At 58.3% G+C, this 12,067-nt stretch carries 11 protein-coding genes; 4 read left to right on the forward strand and 7 right to left on the reverse strand.

The features are described 5' to 3' along the window. Positions 1–61 precede the first annotated feature (61 nt). Positions 62–1,147, reverse strand: a complete 1,086-nt coding sequence (locus ACR0AL_RS16680; protein WP_480663916.1) for a polyamine ABC transporter substrate-binding protein — start codon at positions 1,145–1,147, stop codon at positions 62–64. 140 nt (positions 1,148–1,287) lie between these two features. On the opposite strand from ACR0AL_RS16680, the gene ACR0AL_RS16685 reads away from it, so the two are divergent. Together ACR0AL_RS16685 and ACR0AL_RS16690 are read left to right on the forward strand one after the other, a co-directional pair. Continuing rightward, on the forward strand, positions 1,288–1,971 hold the full coding sequence (locus ACR0AL_RS16685; RefSeq protein WP_480663918.1) for a GntR family transcriptional regulator: 684 nt from the start codon (positions 1,288–1,290) through the stop codon (positions 1,969–1,971). A 75-nt stretch (positions 1,972–2,046) separates the two neighbouring features. Next, positions 2,047–3,444 carry an aspartate aminotransferase family protein gene (locus tag ACR0AL_RS16690; RefSeq protein WP_170351094.1) on the forward strand — a complete coding sequence of 466 codons (1,398 nt, stop codon included), beginning with the start codon at positions 2,047–2,049 and terminating at the stop codon, positions 3,442–3,444. A 109-nt stretch (positions 3,445–3,553) separates the two neighbouring features. Here ACR0AL_RS16690 and ACR0AL_RS16695 read toward each other — a convergent pair whose 3' ends face one another. After that, on the reverse strand, positions 3,554–3,817 hold the full coding sequence (locus tag ACR0AL_RS16695) for a hypothetical protein (protein WP_480663920.1): 264 nt from the start codon (positions 3,815–3,817) through the stop codon (positions 3,554–3,556). 576 nt (positions 3,818–4,393) lie between these two features. Then, positions 4,394–5,692 (reverse strand): lytic murein transglycosylase, encoded by a 1,299-nt coding sequence (locus tag ACR0AL_RS16700; RefSeq protein WP_480663922.1) that lies wholly within the window; start codon positions 5,690–5,692, stop codon positions 4,394–4,396. A 111-nt stretch (positions 5,693–5,803) separates the two neighbouring features. On the opposite strand from ACR0AL_RS16700, the gene ACR0AL_RS16705 reads away from it, so the two are divergent. Further along, the gene (locus tag ACR0AL_RS16705; protein WP_480663924.1) at positions 5,804–6,190 is read left to right on the forward strand and encodes a DUF1801 domain-containing protein; all 387 of its coding nucleotides are present in this window, start codon (positions 5,804–5,806) and stop codon (positions 6,188–6,190) included. Here ACR0AL_RS16705 and rnr read toward each other — a convergent pair. From rnr to dapE, 3 genes are read right to left on the reverse strand one after another with little or no spacing between them, the layout of a single operon-like run. Continuing rightward, positions 6,181–8,439, reverse strand: a complete 2,259-nt coding sequence (gene rnr, locus ACR0AL_RS16710) for a ribonuclease R (protein WP_480663926.1) — start codon at positions 8,437–8,439, stop codon at positions 6,181–6,183. The two genes, ACR0AL_RS16705 and rnr, sit on opposite strands and share 10 nt — an antisense overlap. A gap of 47 nt (positions 8,440–8,486) precedes the next feature. Further along, the gene (locus ACR0AL_RS16715; RefSeq protein WP_170398122.1) at positions 8,487–9,062 is read right to left on the reverse strand and encodes a TIGR04282 family arsenosugar biosynthesis glycosyltransferase; all 576 of its coding nucleotides are present in this window, start codon (positions 9,060–9,062) and stop codon (positions 8,487–8,489) included. A gap of 3 nt (positions 9,063–9,065) precedes the next feature. Continuing rightward, positions 9,066–10,205 (reverse strand): succinyl-diaminopimelate desuccinylase, encoded by a 1,140-nt coding sequence (gene dapE, locus ACR0AL_RS16720; RefSeq protein ID WP_480663929.1) that lies wholly within the window; start codon positions 10,203–10,205, stop codon positions 9,066–9,068. A 209-nt stretch (positions 10,206–10,414) separates the two neighbouring features. On the opposite strand from dapE, the gene ACR0AL_RS16725 reads away from it, so the two are divergent. Then, positions 10,415–11,473, forward strand: coding sequence for a transporter substrate-binding domain-containing protein (locus ACR0AL_RS16725; RefSeq protein ID WP_170351101.1), 1,059 nt, complete (start codon positions 10,415–10,417; stop codon positions 11,471–11,473). Here the strand turns inward: ACR0AL_RS16725 and ACR0AL_RS16730 are convergent. Continuing rightward, positions 11,470–11,814 carry a hypothetical protein gene (locus ACR0AL_RS16730; RefSeq protein ID WP_170351102.1) on the reverse strand — a complete coding sequence of 115 codons (345 nt, stop codon included), beginning with the start codon at positions 11,812–11,814 and terminating at the stop codon, positions 11,470–11,472. The genes ACR0AL_RS16725 and ACR0AL_RS16730 overlap by 4 nt on opposite strands. Positions 11,815–12,067: the final 253 nt, after the last annotated feature.

Below are 12,067 nucleotides of genomic sequence, written 5' to 3' on the forward strand. Positions count from 1 at the left end.
CCCGTGCATCAATCTGGGAAATGGCACAGGGCGGGCCAATCCGCCCTGTGCAGATAACCGGTCAGGTGCCCGATTTGATCTTGGTCCACAGACGGGTCACCACCCGTTGTGTTTTCGACGGGTATGGCGTCGTGATGTAGAGATTCTGCATGGTAGCATCATCAGGATAGATCGCCGGATCACCGATCACGTCTTCTACAAGAAACTCCTGTGACGCCTTGTTGCCATTGGCATAGTAAACGTAGTTCGATGCAGCGGCCATGTTATTGGCATCCAGAATAAAATCCAGGAACTTGTGTGCACCTTCTGGGTTCGGAGCATCCGCCGGAATTGCCATCTGGTCGAACCACATCAACGAGCCTTCGGCAAATGGGTGGTATTCAATGTTGACACCGTTGTCAGCCTCTGCTGCGCGATCGCGTGCCTGAAGAATATCGCCCGACCAGCCGACGGCTACGCATATATCTCCATTGGCCAACGCGTTGATATATTCCGAACTATGGAACTTTTGGATGTGAGGGCGGACGCTAGTCAGAACCTCTTCGACTTTCTTGATGACGTCAGGATCGTGGCTATCAGGATCTTCGCCTATGTACTGCAAAGTCATTGGTATCATCTCGGCTGGCGCGTCCAAGAAGTGAACCCCACATGAGGCCAGCTTTTCCATGTTCTCAGGCTTCAGCACCAGATCCATGCTATTGAGGGCGACGTCATCACCCAGCGCTTCTTTGACTTTGTCGACATTCACGCCGAGTCCAGTGGTGCCCCACATGTAGTTTATCGAATACGCGTTGCTGGGATCATAACCCGCGGTGCGTTCCTGGATTACGTCCCACAGGTTGCCCGCGTTGGACAGTTTGGACGAATCCAACTCCTGAAATGCACCAGCCTGTATCTGGCGCTGTAGGAATGTTCCGGAGGGCACCACAACGTCATACCCCGAACCACCGGCCAACATCTTGGTTTCAAGAACCTCATTGCTGTCGAACACATCATAGATCAGCGTCAGGCCGGTTTCTTCCTCGAACTTGGACAGCAGTTCCTCATCGATATAGTCAGACCAGTTGTAAACGCGCACTTCTTCGGCAAAGGCCGCCGAAGTCCCCAGCGCGATGACCGCTGTCATGGTCAGCGTTTTGATTGTCATTTTCTTCTCCCTGCAAGTGTACGGGTATAATCCCGTTTTTTTGGATTTGATCAAGTTTTGCGTTTTCCCCCGATCCCGCGTATGGTTTCACGAGGCCTGAAACCTGGCAAGACATCATCACTGGAAACGGGGCAAACCAATTGGATTTGATCAAAAATAAGGCATCCAGCGCGAAGGTAGAGACCGAAAAACGACCCGCGCACGAACAGGTCTATCAAACCCTCAAAGCGCAGATCATGTTCGGTGACTTGGTGCCGGGACAGCCCGTCACGATACAGGGACTGACTGATTCGCTGGGGGTGGGAATGACCCCCGTGCGTGAGGCGATTCGCCGCTTGATCTCGGATGGCGCATTGATGTTTCAGGGCAACCGCAGGGTCAGCGTACCGCTGTTGTCGGCGGGAGATGTCGAACAGATGATATTTGCCAGAATTTCAATAGAATCAGAGCTTTCAAGCCGCGCAGTTGCGAATATGAACAGCGCGGATATCGAAAATCTTGAACGAATCGATCAGCGGCTTGACCGCACAATCGCGGACGGCGACGTCAGCGGTTATCTGCATCTGAATCACACGTTTCACGAAACCCTCTATTCCTACGCTGACGCCCCAATTCTGCTTGATCTGACCGAGCGGCTCTGGCTGAGATTCGGGCCGTCTCTGCGTGTGGTCTGTGGCCGTTTCGGCACGCAGAGCCTGCCGGACCGGCATAAGGACATTATCACCGCGCTGCGCGCAAAAGATGCGAAAATGGCAGCAAAAGCCACGGCTCAGGATATCGAACAGGGGATGGAACTTATGGCCGACGCCCTGACCGACGGTTAGAAATTTGCGATTCGATTGACAGGGAAAAATTTGATCATATTGTAAATGCCAACCGCTTTTGCAGGAGACGTCCGGATGTCCACCATCACCAATCACATGCCCACCGCTGAATTGCAGGCGCTGGATGCTGCCCATCACATGCACCCGTTCTCGGCCAATGGTTCGCTTGGCCAGGAAGGCGCCCGCGTCATCACCCGCGCCAATGGCGTCTATCTGACCGACAGCGAGGGCGAAGAGATTCTGGACGCCATGGCCGGTCTGTGGTGCGTCAATATCGGCTATGGTCGCGATGAACTGGCCGAGGTCGCCGCCCGCCAGATGCGCGAGCTGCCGTATTACAACACTTTCTTCAAAACGACCCATGTGCCTGTTATCGCGCTCGCCGCGAAGCTGGCAGAACTGGCGCCGGGCGATCTGAACCACGTCTTCTTCGCCGGTGGCGGATCCGAGGCGAATGACACCAACATCCGTCTGGTGCGCACCTATTGGGCCGAAAAAGGCCAGCCCGACAAAAACATCATCATTAGCCGCCACAACGCCTATCACGGCTCGTCCGTGGGGTCCGCATCGCTGGGTGGTATGGCAGGGATGCACGCGCAGGGCGGCATTCCGATTCCCAACATCCACCACATTAACCAACCGAACTGGTGGGCCGAAGGCGGCACCATGACCCCCGAGGAATTCGGCCTTGCCCGCGCGCGCGAGTTGGAAGACGCCATTCTGGAGCTGGGCGAAGACCGCGTCGCCGCCTTTATCGCCGAACCCGTGCAAGGTGCGGGCGGCGTGATCGTGGCACCCGACAGCTACTGGCCCGAGGTTCAGCGAATCTGCGATAAATACGATATCCTACTGATCGCGGATGAGGTGATTTGCGGATTTGGCCGCACGGGCAACTGGTTCGGCTCAGAAACCGTAGGTATCCGACCGGATATCATGACCATCGCCAAGGGGCTCAGCTCGGGCTATGCGCCCATCGGGGGGTCCATCGTCAGTGATGAGATCGCCAAGGTTATCGGCGGCACCGAGTTCAACCATGGCTACACCTATTCCGGCCACCCGGTCGCGGCGGCCGTAGCGCTGGAAAATCTGCGCATCCTCGAAGAGGAGAAGATCGTCGAACACGTCCGCGACGTGGCCGCGCCCTATTTGAAAGAGAAATGGGAGGCGCTGGCCGATCACCCGCTGGTCGGTGAGGCCAAAATCGTCGGCATGATGGCCTCGATCGCGCTGACGCCGGACAAGGCCAGCCGCGCCAAGTTTGCCTCGGACCCCGGCACGGTCGGCTATATCTGCCGCGACCGCTGCTTTGCCAACAACCTGATCATGCGCCATGTGGGTGACCGGATGATCATCTCACCCCCGCTGATCCTGACCCCTGCGGATATCGACGAGATGTTCGTGCGGATTTACAAGTCGCTGGATGAGGCACATGCCGAAATCATCGCGCAGGGCTTGATGAAGGTGGCGGCATAGGTCGGCGTTCAGAGTAACTACGAAACGCAAGGGGCGGTTGGATTAACAACCGCCCTTAGCTTTGAAGATCCGAGTCTTGCTCTGCCTCATTAGGTTATATGTGACAGAGCTAATTTTCGTCCGGAGAATAGACACTCCGGCTCCAGCTATCATCGTACTCTCCCAAAACTCGGGACAACCCCAATAGTGACACAAAAAGTCGTGCGTAAAAATCCCGCGACATGAGTGGCTCGTTTTCATCCAGCAACTGAACAAGTTTGGCGACTTCTGTGGCAAAGACATCATAGACCTCTTTGTCCGTGGACGTTGGATCCAACGTCCAGATGTCGTGTTTGTCATAGTACTGCGCTGGTTGTGGTGTGTCTTCGGTCATAGTGCGGCCTCATCATTTGAGGCACACTTGGGATTGATGAAGCTATCGGCAATATACGTGGCGGGTAGTCACAACAAAATGGCGGCCGAGACCATAAGATTCAGACTAAGACACCTCAGTGACGTTAGTGTTTGAAGCCGCCCTTGCATATTCAAGCTGACGAAATCATCCGGCAGTAAATTCGGCACAGTTGGTACGTTCGTACGACGCCGGTCGTGTTTGGCTCGGTTCACCCGTGTCTATACCCTGTGTATCAGTTCCAGCCTCTGTCAGGCGTGCTAGCAGTTTTCAGCGCTAAGCAAAGCTCAGCACACGAGCATTGCAACCGCATCGCGCGGGAATATAAAAATTGTCGCGCGATAAAAAACTTGATTTGATGCATCTTAGGTTCAAATATATGAATGCGATCCAGTTTTTTATTACCTCTACTGGCGTCGCGACCCGCTAAACTGCTGGGTCCACCTCCCGCCTATCGTAGTGAGTGCCGGTAGTCGGGAGGTTACTCATCCCATAAAGCCGAAAACTGAGAGAATGTCCGCACCACGCACCTAAACACCGTACAGGACCCGTTCGTTATCACCGCAACAGCTCTAATAGATTCAAACTGGCATATCCATCCGGGAGCAGCCCCTGCGCCAACTGATATGCGCGGACGGCGTCGGTCGTGTTTGGTCCGGTGCGCCCGTCGATGCCCTGCGTATCAAAGCCAGCCTCGGTCAGGCGGGATTGCAGTTCCTTTTTCTCGGTGAAACTCAGCACCCGGTCACCGCGCGGCCAGTTGGCTTGAAACGGCGCTTGGCCGGCCAGACGGTCGGACAGATGGCCGATACCGATCACATAGGCGTCGGCACCGTTATATTTCTCGATCACGCCGAAATTGTCGAAGATCATCAGCGCCACGCCCTGCCCTCCGGCGGGCAATAGAATGGCCGCCTGCCCGTAATCCGGCACCGGCTTACCATTGCGACCCAACACGCCGCGCGCGGCCCAGTCAGAGGGCATCAATGTATGATCCCGCTTGGCCACGGCATAGTCGAACCCTTCCGGCAAACGTACTTCGACACCCCAAGGCTGACCCTTGGTCCAGCCGTGCCGCGCTAGGTAGGCGGCGGCAGAGGCCAACGCGTCGGTCGGGTCCTCGGACCAGATATCGCGCCGCCCGTCGCCATCGAAATCCACCGCGTGATCCAGGTATGAGGTCGGCATGAACTGCGTGTGACCCATCGCGCCCGCCCAGCTGCCGACCATATTCCCGGCACTGACATCCCCGGCCTGAACGATCCGCAAAGCCGCGATCAACTGAGTTTCAAAGAACTGCGCCCGCCGCGCGTCAAAGGCCAGTGTCGCCAGCGAACGGATGGTCTGATCACTGCCCCTAAACGTCCCGAACGCTGTCTCGAGCCCCCAGATTGCTGTCACAACCTCTTTCTCGACGCCATATTGCGCCTCGATCCGGGTCAGGGTTGCGTGATGGCGTTCCAGCCCCGCGCGGCCGTTGCGGATCCGCGTGTCTGACACAGCGGCATCCAGATACTCCCAGATCGGTTTTGAAAACTCGGCCTGATTGCGATCCCGTTCGATGATTTTCTTGTCATAGGTCAGGCCCGCCAGCGCCCGATCCAGCGTCGCGGCTGAAATGCCCTGTTGTTCTGCCCGTTCGCGGAACGCTCCCAGCCACGCCTGAAACCGCGCGTTTCCTTCGGTCGACACCCGATACTCCTTAGCTGAAGGCCGCACGACCGGTCGGAGGGACACGGTCATATCAGCCGAGGCCAGCTGAAAGGTCTGTGACCTATCCGCTGAATTGTGGGATTCCGCCTGCACAATGGATGCCCATAATGCTGCGGCTATGATGCCACTTACGCATTTACGCATTCCGAAATTCCTGATTACTGCTCAACCTCAGGATAGCGCAAAGTGAGAGATTCACAAAGCACTCAGACCAAAATACCTGACGCGCCCGGCCAAACCGAATAAGCTGCTGAGATGACACCCTTTGACGATCCAAAAGTTGCCGCGGCATTTGACGCGCTGCCATTTGATGCTCGTGTCGGGGCGCTTGCCCTGCGTGACTTGATCTTTGACACTGCCGCGTCCTTGCCCGACGCGCAGCCTTTGCAGGAATCGCTGCGCTGGGGTCAGCCCGCCTATCTGGCCCCAAAGGGTTCAACAATCCGGATCGGCACGCATAAGTCCGCGCGATTTGCACTGTATGTGCATTGCCAAAGCCGGTTGATGGGTGATTTCACCTCGGCCTTTCCCAGCGAGGATCGGCTGGATGGCAACAGGGCCGTGTTGTTTGACGACCCCGCGCAGATCGACCCGACGCGCCATGGCTGGCTGATTGCGCGGGCGCTGACCTATCACCTCTGACGGCGTTTGCGTTCGACCTTGCGTTTGATCTTGTCTTTCTTGCGCTTGTTGCTAACCGCTTTGCGTCGGGTTGGCCGCCCTTTCGCACCGCGTCCCCGTGGCAGGGCCTGATCGTCAATGGACAACAATTCCAGTTCCAAACCGCCGGTCACAGGCGTCGCCGCGGTAAGACGCACGGTGACACGCTGTCCGATGGCGATGATCAGCCCGGTGTCCGATCCCATCAGCGTCCCTGCCTCACGGTCGAAATGGAAGAATTCGCGCCCGAGTGATCGGACGGGCACCAGACCATCCGCACCGGTTTCGTCCATTTTCACAAAGGCCCCGAACCGGGCGATACCACTGATACGGCCACTGAACTCATTGCCTACGCGCTCGCTGAGATAGGCAGCCAGGTAGCGATCTGTCGTATCCCGTTCGGCCATCATCGAACGCCGCTCGGTGTCCGAAATATGGGTGGCGGTTTCTTCCAGCCTGGCGATTTCATCCTCGGTCAGACCGTCGTCACCCCAACCATGCGCCGTGATCAGCGCCCGATGCACGATCAGGTCAGAATAGCGTCGAATGGGCGAGGTGAAATGCGCATAGTTCCGCAGTGCCAGGCCAAAATGACCGAAGTTTTCTGGGTTGTAATACGCCTGCGCCATCGACCGCAATGTGCTGAGGTTGATCAACTCGGCATCCTCGGTCCCGGCGGCGGCGTTCAACAGCGCATTCAGATGCCGGGTTTGCAGAACCTGGCCCTTGGCCAAATTAAGACCGGCGGCCTGCGCCGTTTCCCGCAGACTTTCCAGTTTCTCAGGCGCGGGCTCTTCATGCACGCGGAACAGCAGCGGGCGGCGCTTGGCAATCAGGGTCTCGGCGGCGGCGACGTTGGCGAGGATCATGAACTCCTCGATCAGCTTATGGGCGTCCAACCGCTCGCGGAACGCCACGCTGGTCACTTCGCCCGCATCGCTGAGAACGATCTTGCGTTCCGGCAGGTCCAGCTCCAGCGGCTGCCGTTCGGCGCGCGCCTTCTTCAGGGCCGCATAAGCGGCGTAGAGCGGTTTCAGAACAGTTTCCAACAAAGGTCCGGTGCGGTCATTCGGGTTACCGTCAATGGCGTCCTGCACCTCGGCATAGTTCAGCGAAGCTGCCGAACGCATAAGGCCCCGCACAAACCGGTGTTCGATCTTGTTGCCGTCTGCGTCGATCTGCATCCGTACGGCGATACAGGCGCGCGGAACGCCTTCGTGCAGCGAACACAGATCGCCAGACAGGCGATCCGGCAACATCGGCACCACACGATCCGGGAAATAGCTGGAATTACCACGCTTTCGCGCCTCGCGATCCAGTGCGGTTCCCGGCTGCACATAAGCAGCAACATCCGCGATGGCGACCCAGATCACATGGCCGCCGGGGTTTTTCGGGTCCTCATCCGCGTGCGCATAACAGGCGTCGTCATGGTCGCGCGCGTCCGAGGGGTCGATGGTCAGCAACGGCATGTCCCGCAGGTCTTCGCGCCCTTTCAGGCCGACGGGTTTGGCCTTATCGGCCTCGGCAATCACCTTATCAGGGAAATCGTCGGGGATACCGTGCTGGTGGATCGCGATCAGCGACACCGCCTTGGGTGCCGATGGGTCACCCAGCCGCTCGACGATACGGGCGCGCGGCAGACCCATGCGGTTCTTGGGGCCTGCCTGTTCGGCCTCGACCAGTTCGCCATCCTTGGCACCCAGCACCGCACCGTCATGCACCAGCCATTCGGTCGAGCCGGTCTTGTCGATGGGGACGATCCGTCCACCCTCAGCCCCTTTACGGAAGATACCGACGATCCTGCGCGGATTGGTTCCGATACGTCGAATCAGGCGCGCTTCGTAGTTGTGGTCTTCTTCATGTACCACCGTCAGGCGAGCCAGAATTCGGTCGCCCTCGCCCAGCGCCGGATCGCTGGCGCGCGCAACGATCAGAACGATGGGTTCAACGCCTTCACCATGCCATTCCAGCGGGCGCGCGAACAGGTCACCATCGGCATTCGGAGCCTTTACTTGCAACACGCTGACTGGCGGCAACCGGTCCGGGTCACGATAGCTGCGCTTGCGCTTTTCCAGATGCCCTTCGGCCTCAAGCTCTTTTAGGATACGCTTCAGATCAATTCGATCTGCACCCTTGATGCCAAAGGCCTTGGCGATATCGCGTTTCGAGGTCAGGGTGGGGTTCGCCGAGATCCAATCGAGGACCTCTTGCTTGGTAGGGATGCGAGTCATAAGTCCGGCGTATCACGGGGATGCGACGGCGTCATGACTAAAAAAGATCAGGGTTTCAGATCGGCAACCGTGTCCACGTCACGCAGATGATCCAGAAAAGCCACCCGCGTTCCGGGGATTGAGACCAGAGTATCGGCCAGTGCGTGTTCCGTGGACCAGCGTACATCGCGGAACAGGTTCGTGGACATTGCCCCATAGCGTTGCGCGCCAACCAGCCAGTAGCCCCCGTCCGGCGCAGGCCCGAACACCATTTGCGCCGAGCCCAGCGCCTTGAACGCCCGCGCAATATGCCCCCGCGTGATGCCGGGAATATCCGCACCAATTAAACAGATCGGACCTTTTGGCATGTCCCGCAACATCCGGCCCATGCGATCGCCCAGATCACCGTTCCCCTGTGGCACTCGCAGCAGATCCACCGGCCAGATACGGCTGTTCAGCCCCTCGCGGTCCGGGGAGACCGCCAGGACAATCTGCCAGCGCGGATCGCGTAACCGCCGGATCAACGACTGTGTCTGATGCCGAAACCACCAGGCTGCGCCGACCATGCCAATATCGCGACCCAAACGGGTCTTTACCCGCCCCGGGCGCGGTTCCTTGACCATGATGACCAGAGTCCGCTGCATGGATCAGGCGAAATAATCCTGCAGGATGCGCATGTAGATCGCCTTGAGCTGGTCGATCTGCGCCACCTCGACGCATTCATCCACCTGATGCATCGTGCGACCGACCAGGCCGAATTCGACCACCGGGCAGTGGTTTTTCACAAACCGCGCGTCCGAAGTACCGCCGGTCGTGGACATCTCGGGTCGCAGGCCCGTTTCCGCCTCGACCGCTTGCGCCACCAGATCCGACAGTGGGCCGGGAGGGGTCAGAAAGCTTTCGCCTGAGATTTTGATTTTGATATCGACCTCGACGTCATATGCCTTAGCCACACGTTGCGCATCGGCCCGCAACCAGTCGCTTAGGCTTGCACCCGAGTGCAAATCGTTGAACCGTATATTCACTGCCCCACGGCATTGCGCCGGGATCACATTGGTTGCTGTATTTCCGGTATCGATATTCACAACGGCCAGCGTCGAGGCATCGAAATGATCCGTGCCCTGATCCAACTCATGACTGGCCAGGTCGTGCATCAGCCGCGCCATTGCAGGCAGCGGGTTTTTGGCGCGATGCGGATAGGCCGAATGCCCCTGTACACCGGTCACCGTGAACCACGCCGTCATCGAGCCACGACGCCCGATCTTCATCATCTCACCCATCGTGTTCGGGCAGGTCGGTTCGCCGACCAGACAGACCGACATCCGTTCATCGGCGCGGTCCATGTAATCCAGCAACGCGGTTGTGCCGTCCACGGCATCACCTTCTTCATCCCCGGTGATGGCCAGAATGACTGCACCGTCTGGTGGCGTATCTTGCACGAAATCCACCGCCGCTGCCGCAAAGGCCGCCACGCCGGATTTCATGTCGGTCGTCCCCCGCCCGTACATCACGCCGTCGCGGATTTCCGCCCCAAAGGGCAGCATGGTCCAGGCGGCTTCATCCCCGACCGGAACAACATCAGTATGGCCATTGAACCCAAAGCTGCGCGCATGGCCCTTTTTGCCCCAGCGCGCGAACAGGTTGGCGACACCCCCGCGATCGACCCGCGTGCAATCGAACCCCGCATCCGACAATAACTTTTCCAACAACACCAGCGCGCCACCTTCTTCGGGTGTGACCGATGGGCAACGGATTAGGTCCGCTGTCAATTCTACCGGATCTGTCATGGTGAGACCTCTTTGCTTCATTCGGGCGCTGGTTCGCGCACAGATTCAACGAATTGGGCCGATTGCCAACCCCCGCACGCCCGATTCCACGGGCTTTTTTCTGTTTGTATCGCGCCGATACCCCAATAAAACACGGACCTTGACCCCGCGACTACCTTGCCGCACCCGTCAAAATTGCGTTAGAGCCGCGCCAAACAGGTAAACTGACGATGATACGCGCCCTATTCGCACTGATCTGCCTGACCTTCGCCACGCTTGCACAACAAGCCCAGGCGCAGACACTGGACGTCACCACCGTGACCCGCCCTCCGTTTTCCTATGTCGAAGACGGGGCACAGACCGGTTTTTCCATGGATCTGCTGGCGGCGCTGGCCCAGTCGCTGGATTGGGACTATTCGGTCAACCGGGTCGAGGCGTTCAGCGACATGCTGGGTGCAGTGCAGGACGGTACCGCCGATCTGGCCATCGCCAACATCTCGATCACCGCGGCGCGCGAAACGCAGATGGATTTCAGCCAGCCGATCTTTGAGGCCGGTTTGCAGATCATGGTCCCGTCCGAGGCCGCACGCCGGCCCTCGCTGCTGCATGCGTTGCTGTCGACCGAATTGTTCATCGCCATTGGCCTGGCCTTTGCCATCCTGTTGGGCGGTGGCATGCTGATGTGGGGGTTCGAGCGCCGCTCGCAGCCCTATTTCGACCGCAAATTGAATGAGGCATGGTTCCCGTCCTTCTGGTGGGCGCTGAACCTGGTGGTCAATGGCGGGTTCGAAGAACGCATGCCGCGCACCCCGTTTGGCCGTGTGCTGGGCGTGGTTCTGGTGGTGTCATCCCTGTTCATCGTGTCGGTTTTTACCGCGCGCATCACCTCGGTCATGACGGTGGATGCGATCAGCGGCAACGTGAATTCGGTCAACGATCTGTATGGCAAACAGGTGGGCACGATTTCGAACTCGACCGCCGCCAATTTCCTGAACCGGCGCGAGATCGAGTTTACCGGATATTCCGGTCTGGATGAGATGCTGACCGCCTTCAAGGACAAAGAGCTGGACGCGGTTGTTTTTGACGCGCCGATCCTGTCTTACTATGCCTCGCACGAAGGACGACGGATCGCATCGGTGACCGGCGGCGTGTTCTTGCGAGAGAATTACGGGATCGCCTTCCCGACGGGATCACCCTTGGTCGAGGACGTCAATCAGGCGCTGCTGTCGCTGCGTGAAGACGGCACCTATGACGAGATATACCGCAAGTGGTTCGGGGTTCGGAACTAACCCTGCTCCTCATCGCCGAAAAACGGCGTCATCTGCGCGACTATGACCGCGTTTTCATCCAATGCCCGCTGCATCAGCGCGCGCTCGTCGGCGTCAATGTCATGGCCCTGTGCTTCTCGCTCGGCCAATGTACCATAGCCGGTGACGTCCAGCGGCGCGGTGTCTGCCTGTTTCAGGATCGCCACGGTCTCGCGCACGGCTTCGGCCTCATCCACGCCACTGGCGAAACACATCAGCGCCGCGCCGGTCGCGCCGTCGGGCAGGCCATCGCCATCCTTGCGGCCGATCTGCACAAGCAGGGTATAGACTTGCTGACGCGAGGGTTTCTTTTGCTTTTCCATGGCGCCTGCATTACGGGCGCAACAAGGCATGGTCAACTGATAGAACGATCCGGCAGCAAGACCTGATTCGATTTGTGGGCAACCGAAATACGTTGCATCAAAGCCAACAGGCTTCCGCCTTCATGCAAAATTGACACACGTTACTAGCAAAAATTTCCCCACTGGATTGACAGGAATATTATTGAGAATCCGCATGGTTGAAATCGGTACAATTTCGCCGACAGCCCGGGTTTATTTGCGCGGAAATTAGCTT

Source organism: Ruegeria sp. BB1 (genome assembly GCF_056539465.1).